The organism is Acrocarpospora catenulata, assembly GCF_018476525.1.
GTDB classification, from domain to species: Bacteria; Actinomycetota; Actinomycetes; order Streptosporangiales; family Streptosporangiaceae; genus Acrocarpospora; species Acrocarpospora catenulata.
In genome coordinates, this window is sequence record NZ_JAHCST010000008.1 from 13,489 (window position 1) to 30,112 (window position 16,624).

At 64.2% G+C, this 16,624-nt stretch carries 9 protein-coding genes and 2 pseudogenes; 5 read left to right on the forward strand and 6 right to left on the reverse strand.

Annotated features, from left to right (window positions below):
• The first annotated feature begins 4 nt into the window (after positions 1 to 4).
• Entirely contained in the window at positions 5 to 3,262 is a 3,258-nt protein-coding gene (locus tag KIP79_RS10230) for a hypothetical protein (protein WP_214104480.1), read from the forward strand.
• Positions 3,256 to 5,799, forward strand: a complete 2,544-nt coding sequence (locus KIP79_RS10235) for an RNaseH domain-containing protein (protein ID WP_214104481.1) — start codon at positions 3,256 to 3,258, stop codon at positions 5,797 to 5,799. The genes KIP79_RS10230 and KIP79_RS10235 overlap by 7 nt, the downstream gene beginning before the upstream one ends.
• Here the strand turns inward: KIP79_RS10235 and KIP79_RS10240 are convergent.
• The 3 genes and pseudogenes from KIP79_RS10240 to KIP79_RS49330 all read right to left on the reverse strand — a co-directional run.
• Entirely contained in the window at positions 5,796 to 7,016 is a 1,221-nt protein-coding gene (locus tag KIP79_RS10240) for an SEFIR domain-containing protein (protein ID WP_214104482.1), read from the reverse strand. The two genes, KIP79_RS10235 and KIP79_RS10240, sit on opposite strands and share 4 nt — an antisense overlap.
• Positions 7,017 to 7,266: 250 nt before the next feature.
• Positions 7,267 to 7,846: pseudogene (locus KIP79_RS46710) on the reverse strand (transposase); the annotation flags it as partial.
• 351 nt (positions 7,847 to 8,197) lie between these two features.
• Positions 8,198 to 8,548 (reverse strand): annotated as a pseudogene (locus KIP79_RS49330) (group II intron reverse transcriptase/maturase); the annotation flags it as partial.
• Between KIP79_RS49330 and KIP79_RS10260 the strand changes: the two are divergent.
• The gene (locus KIP79_RS10260; protein WP_214104486.1) at positions 8,547 to 9,575 is read left to right on the forward strand and encodes a DUF6236 family protein; all 1,029 of its coding nucleotides are present in this window, start codon (positions 8,547 to 8,549) and stop codon (positions 9,573 to 9,575) included. The pseudogene KIP79_RS49330 and the gene KIP79_RS10260 overlap by 2 nt on opposite strands.
• A gap of 611 nt (positions 9,576 to 10,186) precedes the next feature.
• Here the strand turns inward: KIP79_RS10260 and KIP79_RS10265 are convergent.
• Positions 10,187 to 10,681: a hypothetical protein gene (locus KIP79_RS10265; RefSeq protein WP_214104487.1), complete on the reverse strand. Its 495-nt coding sequence runs from the start codon at positions 10,679 to 10,681 to the stop codon at positions 10,187 to 10,189.
• 1,074 nt (positions 10,682 to 11,755) lie between these two features.
• On the opposite strand from KIP79_RS10265, the gene KIP79_RS10270 reads away from it, so the two are divergent.
• Positions 11,756 to 12,529 carry a transposase family protein gene (locus KIP79_RS10270; RefSeq protein WP_214104488.1) on the forward strand — a complete coding sequence of 258 codons (774 nt, stop codon included), beginning with the start codon at positions 11,756 to 11,758 and terminating at the stop codon, positions 12,527 to 12,529.
• Positions 12,530 to 12,536: 7 nt separating this feature from the next.
• Here the strand turns inward: KIP79_RS10270 and KIP79_RS10275 are convergent, their stop codons facing one another.
• Entirely contained in the window at positions 12,537 to 13,556 is a 1,020-nt protein-coding gene (locus KIP79_RS10275; protein ID WP_214104489.1) for a M48 family metallopeptidase, read from the reverse strand.
• A gap of 544 nt (positions 13,557 to 14,100) precedes the next feature.
• Between KIP79_RS10275 and KIP79_RS10280 the strand changes: the two genes are divergently transcribed.
• On the forward strand, positions 14,101 to 15,723 hold the full coding sequence (locus KIP79_RS10280) for a hypothetical protein (protein ID WP_214104490.1): 1,623 nt from the start codon (positions 14,101 to 14,103) through the stop codon (positions 15,721 to 15,723).
• Positions 15,724 to 15,865: 142 nt separating this feature from the next.
• Here KIP79_RS10280 and KIP79_RS49335 read toward each other — a convergent pair whose 3' ends face one another.
• On the reverse strand, positions 15,866 to 16,567 hold the full coding sequence (locus tag KIP79_RS49335) for a helix-turn-helix transcriptional regulator (protein ID WP_214104491.1): 702 nt from the start codon (positions 16,565 to 16,567) through the stop codon (positions 15,866 to 15,868).
• Positions 16,568 to 16,624: the final 57 nt, after the last annotated feature.

Genomic DNA, 16,624 nt, shown 5'->3' on the forward strand with positions numbered 1-16,624 from the left:
CGACATGGACAACAAGCAGAAGGTTGCCCCACTGCTGTTCGGTGCCGCGATCGGGCTGGCCGCCAGATTCTTTCCCAGCGACGTTGGCGAAGGCTTTGGCCGTACCACCACCCGAGGTGATGTCCTCTTCATCCTCGACGGTCACATCGCGGACTGGTCAGGTTGGCAGGACCTCGCGGAAGCCGACACTAAGAGGTTCGCCAAACTGCTTCGACGTCGACCGAACCAGCTGGCGAACGCCGAGGCCGCCGGAGAGGTGCTGGACCGGCTGCTGGACGAGGCCTCCATCGCCGGTTGCGAACCTGATGAGGACTTTGTGAGGGAGGAGTCCAAGGACGACGCGAAGATCTTGGTCGATCCGGGCATGCCGTTGACCGCGTTCATCGACAAGCATCTGGCCGACTTGGACGCCTGGTACGCGGAGAGCCGCCGGGAGTTGTCGGTGGCCCAGCCGGGAACCCACTACGCCACCCTCCGGATGCCCGGTCTGGACGGTGCCGCCGAGACCTTCGTCGACTTCGAGTTTGAGCTGCAGTCTCACCATGAGGAGCCGACCCGCAACTTACCAAGGATCGAGGATGCTCCGCCACTGCTGGACCACTGGGTCTCTTTCGCGGATCTGGAGGCCATCGCTACCACCATCGATCGAGCAATGGAGAAGGAGGGCCAGCCCGCGTACCGCCAGGCATGCGTGCGACGATTCGCCGATCAAATTCAGACGAGCGGGAACAAGCAGGTCACGGGCTTGGACATCACCGCGGGCACGCTCAACGAGTTGCTGGCCTACACCGGCTTCGGGAAATCGGTCGTGCTCGTCGAGAGCTTCGCCTGCTGGGCCGCGAAGAACAACGTGAGCGTGGCCTTCGTGCTGCCCACCAACGGCGACGTCGTCCAGATGACCCATCGGATCGAACGGGCCCTGAAGATCGTCATTCCCGGCAGACCGGTGAAATCCCCAGTTCCCCTGGTGTCTCCACGTGCGATGCTGAAGGTCGCGGACACCGCGTTGCAGACCTCGTCCTCCGGCCCCACAGCGGACTGGGTGTGGGAACGTTTCGGCTACGGCTGCGGGCTGGCCGCGATCGCCACGACGGAAAGCGGCATCGACGGTTGGCGACCCGGCTACGAACCCTGCGCCAAGCTCCGTCGCCCCCGGCCGGCCCGAAAGCGGCCCGAGACAGTGGCTTGCCCCTGGCGGACCACGTGCGGACGATACCGCCAGGTCAGGGCAGCCTGCTCAGCCGACATCATCGTGACGTCCCACGCCAACCTGCTGCTCGGCATCCTCCAGGCTCCGGTGGACGACGGATGCGGTCCAAACGACCGGGTCACCGTCGAGGAACTCATCATGCGCCGCTGCCAGGTCGTGGTCATCGACGAGATCGACCGCTTCCAGCGGACCGTCATCGACCAGTCGGGACGTGGCCTGCTGCTCGACTACGGCGGGCGGATCAACACACCGCTCCGTGAATTCGACTCCGACTTCGGCACCGCCTTCGGGCGCCTCCACGGCGACATCGACGCCACGGTACGCGACGCCTACTTCGGGCTCCGCTATTTGTCGGAAACCTACGTGAGCCACATCTCCTATCAGCGGATCGGCGCGATCTCCCCATCTAAGAAGGCGCGACCGCGCGGACCGCGACGGAACTGGATCGTCCCGAGACGCTGGGACAACTGGCTCACCGCCAAAATCTTCGACATCGAGCGCGAGGAGGTCACCTGGCGGCACATGGCAATGTTCCGCTCACTCTTCTTCGGCGAGCGAGCTCCTCTTCCCGGAGAGCCGGAAAGCTTCGACGAGGCTCGTGACAGGCTCGCCGCCGTGGTCACCGGCGGATCAGGCGGCCTGGCGATCAGGGCGGCACGCGAAGCCTTGGAGGAACTCGCCGCTTCGGTCCCCAGCAACGAGCGGCCGAAGGTGATCAATCGCATCCTGCGCCGCGCCATCCTGGAGCGTGCTCGTGTCTATCTGCACCGTCTGATGGCCAGCAACGCTCAACTGGTGGACATCGGTGTCGAGTCCGCCCAGAAGATCGCAGACGCGATCGGGATCTACGGACGATGGCGGGTGACCCCCACCGGGCCACTCGGACGCCTCGTCTTCGCCTTCACCGAGTACCACGACGACACCGGCGGCGACTTCGCCCGGTTGACCACCGCAGCCTTCGGCGGGGATCCCCACACCTACGTCGTCACCCTCGGCGACACGACCGCCCTGGCCCATGCCGAGACCAGAAGAATTGTGCTCGGCCTCTCCGCGACCGCGTATTTCCCCTGGGCTCCACACCACCACGTGCACGTCAAGCCCAAATGGTGGGTGACCGACCGTAATCCCGAGGCAGTACGCATCGTCGCGGCCCCGATCATCGATGAACTGGAGAATCTCGCCCGGATCTCCGGCTTGGACGGAGCCATGCGCGTCTCGGCGACGAAACGAATCGCATCTCGGCTGTGGAACACCTACCTGGAGGCGGAACTGAGCCGCCTTCGTAGGGAGGACAGCGATAGGGCACGAGTCCTGCTCGCCACCACTTCCTACGCCGGGGCGCGGCATGTAGCCGAAGGACTTGCTGATGCAGGCGTCGAGTCACATCGCATCTGCCTGGCTGTACCGCCTGATGATGACGAGACTCGACAGATCATCGACGCCGGCCGGTGGCGAGAGATCCAGGCTGACCGTCTGGAACTCTTTCCGGACGATGACAAGGCCGACATCCTGATCGCCCCGCTCGCCCGCGTGCAACGCGGTGTGAACATCATCGGCAAGGACGACAAGTCAGCTCTCGGTTCGGTCTGGCTGATTGTCCGGCCGGTCCCGTTGATCGACGAACCCAACGAACTCCTCGCACACGTCCAGGCCAAGGCCCACTTTGAATACGGCGGGCCATCCGTCGATCCTCGAGACCTTCTGACGCGGCGCAGAAAGGTCGCGGGCCAGTACCTGGAAAAGATCATCCACCGTCCCCCCTATTTCCACGCACAACCGGACGAGGTCAAGCTCGGAGTGGTCGCCGAGACCATCAACGGCGCCATCCAACTCATCGGCCGCGCCCGCCGCGGCGGCACGAACGCCGCTCTTCACCTGGTGGACGGCGCGATGCTCGACAGCGGCAGAGGGACCGACTTTGCCGCACTGATCCGTCGTCTCAAGACCAGATGGCAGGACACGAGCGAACTCCAGGACATGGAGACCTACTACGACACGACCCTGACGGCCTTCTTTGACTACGCCACCGAGAACGGAGCCCCGACGTGCTGATCACGCTCGCCTTTCGGATTCCCCGCGAACACCTGGACGGGGTGGTCGGAACCGTGACGGCGTATCCGCTCACCCAGGACTTCGCGGCCGCCTGGGACACCCTTCCCCGCCTGTACGGCAAGCAGCCTCCCTACGCCGTTCTGGCGACAGGACTCATCGCCGCCACCGGCAACCCCGTCCGCCTGTTCGGGGAGAGCAACCTTGCCGCGGACGAAGTCGCAGCCGGAAGCCGATCACTGCTGCTGACCAGCGACAACGCCCTCGATCGTAGACTTCGGACAGCGGTACAAGCCTGGGAACGTCACCTCCGGGACGGCGAGGGATCCCTTGTCCTGGCCGAGCAGCTACCGGAACCGGAACCCGCGCGTGCCTTCAGCGACTACATCGCCCTGAGCACCAGGCGAGCGCCGACAGCACCTGGCTGGGTCTACAGGACGGCGGCGTGGAAGATCATGCGCCGGGTGGCGAGCACACCGCTCCTGATCGACGACGAGCGGACCTTGGCCCTGCGGATCGACACCGACGGCTCGCTCCTGGCCTGGGACGATCTGCTGGCTCGCACCACGGGCGACAAGACGGCGTTCGCCATGGCCAAGCTGACCGTCAAGCTGGTCACGAAGGTCGGTGTCGAGGATCCCGTCCTCTGCTTCGACGCCCATCTCTCCCGCCTCTCACCCCGTTGGTACGGCAGGCAGACGAAACACGCCTGGATCGCCCGGGAGGAAGGGGCGACCCCCATCCTGCGGCTTCCGGTGCGGCATCGGAAGGACAAGGAGACCGACGAATGGGTCTCCCACCTGGACCCGGCCATCGCCGCCATCCTCGAGGCCTGCCAGCTCAAGGCTCTGGAACTACCTGCCGAACTCCCAGAGAAGCCGGACATCGTCCGCCCCCAGCTCACCTACAGCCGATACCAGTCCATCGGCAGCGGGCCCGGGCCCAGGTTCATGTACTACCTGTACAAGCACATCCTGCGTACCATCCCGGAACTCAAACCACTGACTTACGAACTGGACAAGCGGATCAAGCTCCCGCAGCCGGTGCGCAAGTTCATGATCGACGGGATCCCCTCCGACGGAGTTGGGCCGAGCGGTTACAAACACGTCACCCTCGTCTGCCTCTACTCCACGCCCGACGCCAGGCGGCGCATGCTCGCAGGGCTCAAGGCGCTCACCGGCCGTCCGATCCGCCCAACTCCTGGCGGCCCCGGCATCAAGATCAACGATCGCCTGGATGTCGTCGCCGTATGGTCGGACGAGCTCGTCTCGCACAACACGGTGAACCGACTCGAGTACCTCGACCAACTCCGCAAGATGTCGAGCGATCCGCACCACTTGGTGGCCGTCTGGGCGGAGACCAGTTTCCACCCCTTGGCCGACCGTCCGGAACTCGACGCGAAACCGCACATGAGGACGCTGCTCGCGCACCTCGGCATCCCCTCGCAGTTCATGGCGACCGACCCTCCGGTGCTGCCGAAGAACGCCGAGCCGCGAAACGAAGAAGTGTACGAGCACGTCTCCCGCGCGGCCCTGAGAGACCTCCTCAGGGCCGCGGGAATCCTCGACAGACGCCTCCTGGACGCGCTGACCACCAGCCGGTTGAAGTATCCGTTGAATCGGAAGACCCTGCTGGTCGGCATCCATCTCCGCCGGCAGCAAACCGGGAACGGAGACCCGGTCCTCGTCCTGATCATGGTCGCCGTCTACATAGACCCTGCCAGCCTCGAATCCTGCCGGATCCTGGTCTGGAGTGACCTGTCGCGCGGCTGGGTCCGGTCTGCTGAGGGGATCACCAGCTTCTACGCCGGACCGATCGGCTCCTCACGGCTAGGTCGTTCCGGGGAGAAAGCCATCAGAACGCGGACCCTGATCGAGAACAGCCTGTGCGATCTCGCCACGGGCGACTTCGCGGACACGCCCATGGTGGTCTTCATCGGCACCCGGGCAGCCCGGAGCATCTGGCCTGGACTCAAAGACCCCCAAGTGGGCGACGGGCCCCTGCCCGGTGACCTCCTGCGCGAACGAGGCGGTGACGTGGCGGTCGTCCGCCTGAACACGGAGACCGAGGAGATCGGCCGACCGGTCGCCCGAGTAGAAAGGAGCAACAAGCCCGGGGATGCGAACCAGCCCGCCGCCCCCGGACGGAAGATCTACCAGTTGAAGGATTCAGTAGTCCCCTCATGGCTCTTCCCCGGCACTTCGGTCAGGTACCGAGCCAAGAATGGGAGACGAGGGGCGCAGCGAACCCGCTGGAACCTGTCGAAAGACGTGGACGCGAATACAGCGATGAACGACCCGTGGCACTCGTACACCGCCAAAGAGATCGTCGTCGTCGAAGCGGGCTCGTGGCCTCCCGAGGCGCTTGCCGTTCTCACCGCGAGGATGTGCGAGCAGGCCATCTCCTGGGATGACCGCACTATGTCGCCGGTGCCGTTGCACCTGGCCAAGTCGGTCGACGAGGACCACCCCAACTACCGGCGCTCCGGTTTCGACGAGATACCCGCCGTGGTCGAAGGCGACGAAGCGGCTGACGCTTAGCTGAACTCATCGCCGGCGGATTGAGTTCGGGGCCATTCCCCGGACTCAGTCCGCCCCATGGCGCGAAGCAGGCTCTCCAGGGCTTCCTCGGCCACCTCGTCGATCACGTAGTAGTCGGCGCAACTCGGTGAGAGGAAGAGCGGAATGTTGGACACATTCTCGCCCGGGAGGACGACAGGGAGCAGTTTTGATGTCCAAAGCTTCCGGTCTTCATGCAGCTTGCTTTTGATCATCGCCAGCTCGGTTCGTATCCCCGGGTGGGACTGGTCGTCGATCTCTGCGTCACCCGCAGCCCTGCACTTGGGCGAAGCGATGATCACGATGAAGTCCGCTTTCCGGATCTGCTGGATGGCCCAATCAAACCAATCCTGGCGGGGGCCTTCTGAGGTCTTGTCCATGTGAAGATCCACGCCGAGCCGTACGAGCAACTCGCCGAACTGGAAAGCCTGACGAACACGCTCCCCGTCGTCGTGGGCATAGCACATGAAGACACGAGGCCCACCCTTGATGCTGGGCCGCGGTTCCTCGCCGACGGTGACCGGTTCGATGACCAGCCGATCAACGATGCCCTCTCGCAGCTTCAACGGGAACTGCTTCGTCCCCTGGGTGGGAATCGCGTCGATCATGTCGTCGATGTTGAGCGCGTACCGGACCGAGAACTCGACCAGTACTTCCGGGGAGCCCTTCGGAACCAGCGCGACGATCCACGCGACGCCCGAGCCCGCTCCCACTCCTTCACCCGGTCTCGCCAGGTGCCTCCACCGCACCTGCGGACCACCGATGCCGAAGGCATGGACGACGTCCCACATCTGGGGAAGCACCAGCTGAATCCCACCGCCCGCCGTATACGGCACGAGGTGCAGCCAGTCGGTGAGCGTGTACAGGCCCTCGTCGGCTCGGTCGCTCGTCGAGCGAGGGAGGGCGTCCACCATCGTGACCGGCTTGCCCGAATCAGTCGTGAACGCGAAGCCAGCCTCGTACCAAGTCAGGGGAGCCGAGTCGGCTGCGAGTTCCAGCTCGTAGTTGACCTTTATGAGGTAGCAGTCCATGCCGCCAGAAACGTCCGGAAGGGCACTGACCGGGTGCACCTCCCATCCGTGGAGGGTGAGTGCGCCGAGAGAGATGCCTTCCGGCACCGAGTCAACCCATCGTCCACCCTGATCGGTGAAGGTGAGCTCGATTCTCATCTCGTTCTCTGGAACGTTCCCGTTTGTCATCAGGGACACCTTTCTCCTCGGAGGAACCAATGGTCACCGTAGAACCAGGAGAGAAGGTGAGGTTGAAAGAGTCTGAGATTGTCGCGTTTTTGTCAGGCTTTTGGCGGGACTAACCTGGAACTTTCGTGATCTTCCCGTGGTCGGGTGAACGGTCCGGCTGAGCGTTGGTTTCGAGGTCGGGTCAGCGTCATTACCCGGCTGTCGTGTCGGGTTGACGGGGTTCCACGGGCCCGCGGTTGTCCCTTTCTGACTTGGCGGTGCGGATGCGGTCCTCGCAGCGGGCGCGGCGACGATGGCGCAGTTCCAGGTCGGCCAGCTGTCCGCGCCCGCCACCTGGGCGGGTGCCGGTGACGAAGCAGGTGAAGCGGTGCCCGTCGATGTCGGTGAAGCGGAGCTGTGCGCCGGGATGGGGGCGCTCCTTCCGGACGATCACCCGCATCCCTTCGGCCAGGAGGTCAGGTCGAGCATCCCGGTCAGCTCGGCGACCCAGGCGCCGGGCCGGGGTCGCCGGTCGGCGTCGTAGGCGATCTCCCACATGTCCGCCGGGAGGGCGAGGATGGCCGCCTGGATGTCCTCGGTGAGGGTGAACCCGATCGAGTATTTGAGGCGTCTGCGGGTCACCCAGTCCGGGAAGGCGTGGGTGCCGCCGCCGGAGTCGGTCCGGATTAGGACCTGTTTGTGCAGGCGGGAGGGGATTTGGGTGAGGGCGAGTCGTCCGGCGGTGATGTGGTCGGTGGCGGTGTTGGAGCCGGCGTTGCCTGGGCGCAGCATCAGGGCGGCGGCCTCGCCGGTCCCGCCGGGGTGCCGTGGTCGACGAACGCGGTCATCGGGGCACCGGTAGGCCACCGGCGAAGTGATCGTTTCTTGAGCATCACCGTCACCCAGTCCGGATGCGGCTGCCTGCGGTCGGTCAGGGCTGCGAGGCTGCGGGCGTGGTGGACGACGATGCCGTCGATGCCGCCGCAGAGCTCGCAGCGCCCGGCCAGGAGCCGGGAGACCGGTTCCTTGCGCTGGGTCGCCGGTTTGGTCGTGACCTTGTCGATGACCAGGGCATGTCTGTTTCGCCGCAGCGGAATGCCACCGAACCGTGCGACCAGTGACTTCCTGCCGGGACGCTCGGTGATGACCTGCAAACAGGTGCGGGGCCCGGCGGGCGTGTCAACCTTGGCCTTGAACTTGCGTGCCATGGCGGTCACGGTCGAGCGGTGCTTGCCGGCGAGCGTCTTGAGCAGCGAGGTTTCCATGACCCAGCGGAGCCGGGCGAAGCGGAACACGTCGCTGGCGAGCAGGTAGTACTGGATGATGCCCCGGTTACTCGGCTCCGTAGCATCTTCTCCATTCTGAAAGACGCATTGCAGGGCTGGAACAACGCCAAGTGCGGGCCCCATAACCCGCCGTTCTAACCAGATCGGCTTCAGTACCTGCACCTCACTCTGCTGTAGCCCGACCGCCCGCGACCCGCACCGCGCGCAAAGTAAGATCTTTCCGAAACGCCATCGAAACGATGTCCATCTGATGGAAGATGGAGGCATGCAACGAATCGGTCTCTACTATCCATACATTCATTTCCGCAACGACCGGTGGCTCAAGGCAGCAGCACTGTACTGGCCCCAAATGGCGCGCATCGTGCCAGCTGGATACCAACTGCGCGACTCAGAGGTGGCGCGGACACTCGCTGATGGGCTCGATTTCCTCATCCATATGCAACCCGGGCCCGCAACTGCAAATGTGTCCTTCCTGTTCCAAGAGGTCCTAGCAGAGCACGCCGAGCGACTACGCATGCTATATCAGGCCCATCCTGGCCGTGGAGACTGGAGCTCTGCCCATTCGGGAGAACTCATCCTTCCCTCTCTCCTGGCAAATGAACGCCTGTACCCTCCGGGCCCTTCGGATACCTTTGATCAGCGGGGCGATGAAGACGACGCTCAAGCTGAACCAGTCGAGCCGTTTCCACGACTGCCACTCACTGGCATTCTTCTCAATGAAGTCGAACCCTCACTTCGAGAAAGCCTCATTAGCGCGGAACTTGCCTTCGAAGCGGGCCGGGAGGAAGGTAGTTCCAGGGCTTGGTTAGCCGTCCGGCCACAGTTCGCATGGGTCTACAAATGTGTTCTCACCCAAGAGATTGCCCGGCAGAATCTACTCCAGCCCACAACCGACCAGATCGCAACACAATCAGCGGACCATGAATGGACTGCCGATCAGATCGCAGATGCCCTGCTCTCCCCCAGCGGAGAGCCAGCAGAGCGGCGAGCGAAGGACCTGAGCGACAGGCTCGCCTTCATGGCCCTCCAAGTCGCTGTTCCATCCAACCTGAACGACATCCCCACTAAGAAGATCGTCCTTCTCCGGAAGAAGTACAGAGCCGACTTCGACGCCTTCGGCGAATTGGTGACCACGACCGCGACGGAGTTAGCCGACGCCCTCGCCGACGTCAACGAACCCCGAATCCTCGACGCCTATCTCCGCCAAGAGATCGAGCGGAGATTCGAGCGCCCTCTCGAAGAGTTGAGGAAGGCCATGCGAGGCGTCGGCATAGACTCTGCTTCGGAGCACTGAACGTTAAGTTCGAACTCCCTGCCTCTGTGGCCGCCTTGGGCGGCGGTCTTGCCGCAGGACAACCCATTCTTGCAGGCACCGGGGCGGTAGCATTCGGCCTTCTCGGTGTCGTTCGCGCCGCTAGGCGTGAGCGAGCCCAGAAGCTGATTCCTTCACCTGCGAGCTACCTACTACATGTCGGTAAGCTCGCGCCGAAGTCGCTGCTCAGCCGAGTCGCAGGAGGCTCTGCGGGGGCGACTCGACGCTATCTGTAACGATGGCGGCTGGCCTGACGTCGTAGTTGTCTCCAGGTGGGTTGAGGTTGCGTCTGCTGGCGTGGTCGCCCCAAGATCGGCTCTGCCAAATACGTGCGCAAATGCTGGTTGGCAGCCTCAACGTGCTGGCATTTATGCATCTCAGCGCTGCTGTAGGACAAGGTTGAACCTTCCTCTACGGATCAGAAGGTTAGAGTTCGAGCCCTCTCGGCCGCGCTCCAGGTCAAAGGCCCTCCAAGATCATCCTGGAGGGCCTTTTTCGTGGTTGCGCAGCATCGTTGTACTGCTACGCAGTCGCATGCAGACGGTCTCTGCGAGTTCAGCGGGTTCGTGTCTCCGGGGCGCCGACTGCCTGGCTCAGGCGCCGCCGAGGCCCTCCCGCAGGCGGTGAACCCAGTCCGCAGGGAAGACCTGTTCAAGCCGCTCCTTGCTGGTCTCCAACAGCCCCTCTTTCGCCAAGGGAAGTAGGGCGCCGTTCTGAACAGCCTTGTGGTTTTCGGGTGCCGGGCAGATCAGGACGGCGAGGATTCGGCACGTCCGTTGCAGTTCCTCGACACCGGTCGTGTGGACCATGCTTTTGATGGGCTCCCACGCCGTCCGTACGGCAAGGCCTACCAGTACTTCAAGGAGAGGGTCGCGACCCTCGGCTTTACGGGATTTCATGATGACCGTCGTGACGTACTCCGGTATTCGGTCCAGGGCTTTCGTGAATTTCTCGATGGCTTCAGCCGAGGCTGTTAGGAGATCGCACCAGAAGTGTTCGGTGAGTCGTCTTCGGGCCTCTCGTGGCTTGCTACCGCCGAACCTCTTGTCGAGCTCCTGGATTACAGGGCCGGCTAGGATATTTCCCACTTCCTGGATTTTTTCGACGGCGTCCGGGTTTTCGGATAGCCAGTCGACGAGGTCGACTGTGGCACTGTCAGTGGCCGCTGCCTTTCTCCGCCTGGATGGCTCTCGTTGCCCTCTAGGAGGTTGGGTTGCAGCCCAGTTGGAGTCGCTGCGGTCTCTCGCCTCTTGACGAGCAGCGGGAGAGGGGTCACGGGCCAACAAGAGGCCGTACGTCCAGCCGTGCTGCGCCCCGCCGCACGCGGAACATCCGCAGTCATGTCCCTTGGCGCGCTCACAACTCACAGGGTGCGTCATATGCCCTCCGCTACGTTCGGCACGACATCGGACTGGCAACCTGCCAGATGCCTCATTCCTTTGAATCACAAAGAGCGAAAAGCGAAATGGCCATCACAGACAGTCTGGTATATCCCCTTGGTTATGAGAGGGGGCCGCAACGCGCAAAGGCCCTTTGGGATGATCCCAAAGGGCCTTTGCGGTATCGGAAGATTAGCTATGTGCCGCTTGATCGTTTGAGGATCTGGTCGAGCGGTCAAGCGCCTTACGGGTTCCGGGCTGAGTATCTGGGTGTAGATGTCTATGTCATGAGATCTGAGCTGCCCCCTGTTCGGCAGGTGGCAGATGTGGTGTGCTCAGTAGTTTGAGGTGAGTACGGCGTGAGCCGCGCGAGCGCGGACTGACGTTAGCTCGCTTTCAATGGCAGCGATCTCTGACTCCTGGAGAGTGATCGCGGCTTCTTGAGGCTTTCGTGCATCGACCAGTTGGATACGCAGATGGGTGGGCGGGTGGGTCGCGTCCACGGAAGTCATGTGTAAGGCCGATAGGTGAAGTCGCCGCAAGCGTTCGGTTTCGGGGATCGAGGTGATGTAATCCCGCAGTTCCTGCCAGAGAGCGAAGTCGTCTCTCCGGCGGGAGTTAATGCGCGAGGAGCGTTTTTGCCAGTGAACCTTTTTCATCCCCTGTGGCAGGTGGGCTGGTCACAGCATGATCGCGATGCCGGAGTTCGCCCCCATGACGTAGCGAAGCCCCTGGTAGACGGGTTGATCACCACAATCCATCCGCCACCACCAGGAGCTTCGGATGCTGTTCTATCGCGCTTCCGTCGATTTGTCGTCTTCAACGCTCAACTACGTGGCCGGGCTGATCCGCAGGCGACGCAAGGCGATCGGCTCGCCCTGGCGGCGGCTCAACCCCGGCCGGCAGGCCCTCCTGGTCCTGGTCCACCTGCGTAAGGGTGAGACGTTCGCCGAGGTCGGGGCAGGTTTCGGAGTGTCGGCGGCCACCGCGTGGCGGTATGTGACCGAGACCATTGCGCTGCTGTCGGCGCGCTCGCCCAAGCTGACGGCGGCGTTACGCAAGGCCAAGAAGGACGGGCTGCATCTGCTGGTGCTGGACGGCACCCTCATCCGGACCGACCGGGTGCGTGCCGACCGCCCGTACTTCTCCGGCAAACACCGGGTGCACGGCATGAACATCCAGGTCATCGCCGGCCCGGACGGCACCATCGTGTGGACGTCGGGGGCGTTGCCGGGTAAGACACACGATCTGACCGCCGCCCGGATCTGGGGCATCCTGCGCGCACTGGACAAGGCTGGAATCATCACCCTGGCGGACAAGGCCTATCAGGGGGCGGAAGCCGAGACGGTGATTACCCCGTACAAGGGCAAGAACAAGCCCGAGTCACAGAAGCGGGCCAACCGGTCCCATGCCAAGCTCCGCGGACCCGGCGAACGCGCAAACGCCCAGCTCAAGAGTTGGCGCATCCTCCGGAAACTACGGTGCAGCCCCAGCAAGGCCGGCCATCTGGTCAAGGCCATCGCCGTACTTCAAAACCACCGAGCTACCTGGGGATGAAAAAGGTTCAGTGGATGGTTGTCTGGCGCTGGAACAGGTGCTTCACGCTCTCGTCGAGGACCAGCGCCTCCAGCATGGACCGGGTCGCCGCTGACGAGGCGACGCGCGCGGCCAGATCATCCGCCAGGTATTCGGCGCGCTGGCCAGTGCGCAGCGTGCAGCGGTGAAGCAGGAGCAGGATCAGACCGGTGAGCTTATGGGGAATGATCAGCAGTAGTTTGGCAGCTGCATGGCCGAACATGGTGAAGAGGTCCGACCCGGTAGTAGAGGTTCTGTCGGGTTGGGTGAACTCGTACCAGCTGGTCAGCGCCTCTGAGGCCGAGTGAAGCCACAGGCCGCGACGGGTGTCACCGTTGAGGGCGTGTCCGAACTCGTGTCCGAGTAGTGCGATGCGCTCTTGAGGAGTCAGTACTTCCCACAAGGCCAGGCCCAGTGTGAGGACGCTGCGCTGGCGCAGCCCGATCTTGCCGTAGCTGGCGTTGAATTCCGGGGTGGCCCGGATCAGCTCGATGGGCTGCACTCCCAGCTCGGCGGCGACCCGGTCTGCGATGCCGTAAAGGTGAGGTGCCTCGGTGCGGTTCAGTGACCATTCGTCTCGCCGGAGTCGGCCCACGCGTGGACGGAGGAGAACGGCGGTGGCGAGCCCCACCACGCCGAGAAAACGGATAAGGAAGGTCCCGGTGACCAGCAGCCAGACGGAACCCGTTGCAAGGACGACAGTGGTCAGGTGCACTGCTCCCGCGACGGTCATGGCGGTGAACCAGGCCCAGTCGCGCCGGGGACGCGGGCCCGCTTCGCCGGAGACCTCCGCGTACAGTCGTTCGACAACCGCGCGGTCGGCCGCCCGTTGCGCCTCCTGCCGCCGGGCGGAGCGTCCGAGCCGAGCGTCGGTCGCGGTGTGTGTGCCAGCCGTGGGATCGACGTTCGATCGGCATTCGGGGCACCAGGCGACAAACCGCGGGTCCGCCGAGGCGGTGGCGGAGCAGGAACACGGGCTGTCAGCCGGGGGAGCGGGCAGCGACGTCATGACGGAGATCCTGCCGTATGTGAACTTCTGTGTGGGTTGGATCCACCGTCATCTGCTGAGTGTCCTGGTCGCGCCGCGCGTGGCGAGGCGGCGGTGCCTCAACTGCTCCGGTACGGCCTTCGCTTAGTGCTCCCTCGGGAACGCCGCGCTCAGGCAGCGCCGCTGCTCGACCCCCAAAGGCAGGGAACTGATACGGCTAGGACTGCAGCTCATCCATGGGAACGGCCCGAAGAAGCGGAGGGCAGCGGCTTGCGCTCTTCGATATCGACAGCACCCTCATAGACCTTGACGAGGTGAACCCTTCCGGGATCGGTGGAACCTCCATCAGACCCGGAGCGATTCAGTTCCGGCCGACCTTCACCGCACATCGGACGCCGAGCAGAGTGATGCGGGGGAGACAACCAGTAGACGACGAGGGTCAAAGCGTGTTCCGGGAACCCCCGCTGGACCTCCGCGAGAGCATTGCTCGGTCGTACTACGATCAGCCCTCATTGTGCGCATACACCGTTTGGCGGCTTCTGCCTACTTAGCCATCACCCTAGGTTTGATCATCCTCAGCCTGGTGATCGGCACCGCGACACCCGCATGGCTGGCCACCATGTGGTACCCGCCCGACGAGATCATCGGGAAGTCTCCTCTGGTGCCGGTGCTGGGGGGGTTGCTGCTGCTTGGTCTGGTGAACTCGTGGATGCTGTGGCAGGTTTTGCGGGGACCCGCGCCTATGGCCGTGCCGATGCGTCGGGCGGCCACCTGGCTCCGGCTGCTGCTGTACGCCGACGTGATGTGGCTGCTGATCCCCTCGTTTCTCCCAGGCCTGGTCGAAACGGTCATCGGGCTGGTGCTCTGGGTGCCTGCGCTCGTGCTGCTCACCGTGGTGCTGACCGGGTCAGGTTGGCCCTTCCGACTGGCTCTGCTTCTGCTCGGACTGGTGGAACCGGCCAGATCGCTCGCGAGCGGCCTGGCGGACGATTCAGAGCTCCAGCGCTTCGTGAGTCCGGCCTACCAAGCGACTGTCATGGCCGCGGGAGTGGCCACGTTCGTCGTGATGGTGATGCTCCTGCTCGCCCAGCGGCGCGATGGACGCTGGAGCCGGGTGACGCTCCTCATCGGTCTGGGCATATTCGCGAGCGCTTTCCTGGTAGAGCTCGTTGACGGCCTGACGAGCGGGAGCACGATCGAGTCGATCGCCGAGGCGATGGATGTGCTCTACATCGTCTGGCTGGCGCGCACGGCGCATGAACTGAACCGTGAGCCGAGGCAGAAGGCGCCTCTGCGAGTGCCCACAGCGGTCGTGGCTGTGGCCACGGTCCTGCTGCTGATGGTCGTCGGACCCGAGGGCCGTGCACATCTCACCTACACCTGGCAGAGCGATGAGCTTGATGAGTTCATGGAATGTTTGGCGTGGTCGCAACCGCCACGTGTCGCGGATATCCCGGCCCACAAGCGCGATCGGGCCTACATGTGCAGCGTGAGCAAGCCTGGGCGGCATGTCTCGGACCAGGAACTGCTCGGCAAGGGCTGGCATGCGTGCACCAGGTTCGCAGCCGGGGAGCCGGTCAAGGCTCGGCCCGCGCTGCTCGCGCTGCTCTGCCCGGAGGTGATTGGACGGAAATATCCGGATCTGTTGCTGTCGTCCGCTCAGATCGACCAGCAACAGGCGGAGAAGGAGAACATCGAGCGCGAACAGTTGAAGCGCGAGGCGCGCAAGGAGGACGCCATGTGCCGCGACCCGTGGCCCGCGCTACGTACTCGGTTCCAGGCGACCGCGTCCTATTACGACTGGGATACCCAGCCCTACGGCATCTACGACGCGGAAGCGGACACCGGGGAAGATTCCGAAGTGATCTGGAATGCGGAATCGGTCGACACTCTGGAAACCAGCGGTCAGCTGGCCCTGATCTTCACACCGAGCCAGGACTGGGCGACCTGCGTCACGGCGAAGGCGCTGCGCTCGGCCCCGCCACCCCTGCGAGGCAAAGGCTGGGACGAGGTGGTCGAGGCGGACATCATCAGCGAATCGGGTCGCCTGGTCATGCAGACGCTGTCGGCGAGCAAGGTGCGCTTCCCCAATCTCGCGCGCAGCGGTCCCGGCCTCTACCGGCTGCGCCTGTATACGCGTCCAGGCGTGGATCTCATTCTCATCTATCCGGCGAGGAGAGCGGCATAGCGATCGCCGGCCGCTACATTCTTCGGCCCGATCGTCAACGGAGCTGTGATGCCACGGTGGGCGCCAGCGTCTAGGGCACCATCGGACGGGTCCTGGAGCTTCCTGCGGATCTTCGTCCTGCCTGCCGACATAAATTTGCCGCTCACCCGAGCAGGTTGCCGCGGTGGGCAATCGTGACCGCATGCGTACGGTCACGGGCACCCAGTTTGGCCAGGATGTTCCGCACATGGGTCTTGACCGTCTCCCGTCCGATGACGAGGTGGTCGGCGATCTCCGCGTTCGTCATTCCTTCGGAGACCATCTGGAGGATGTCCAGTTCCCGCCTGGTCAGGGGTGACCCAGCGGGTTCCGGCGGTTGTGCGGGCACGTGCCGTACTGCGGCGAAGGAGCACCCGAGCAGCGTTGGCAGGGCCGCGATGGCGGTGCCGACAACCAGCGCGGTGAGCACGTCGCCGATGAGCCGGGCGGCCGTCGCGTTGGCGGCCACCATGAACGCCGCGAGCATCGCCGCGGTCACGCCCATCGTGAGCAGCGCGTCCCTGCGGCGGGCATGGGCTCCCACCATGAACAGCGCCACCAGCAGTCCCAGGTCGGCCGTGGTCGACGGCAGATCGAATGCCTGGCCGGTCAGGAAGGCCGTGCCGGTCGCGGCGAGCGCGGCCACGGGGCGGCCGCGCGACCACCAGAGCGGTACCAACTCGGCCAGTACGAGGACGGGCAGCAACGGATACGGGCGAACGTTCCAGACGTCGCCAAGATAGAACGTCGTCTTCAGCCCCGGCCCCAGGACGAGGGGGAGGGGAGTGGCGGCGAGGAGCGCCAGGATCACCCAGCGGTGTGGCACGAGACCATTGTCGCGCCCGGTTCGCACGGCGTACCAGGCCCCTCAGATGGGGGATCC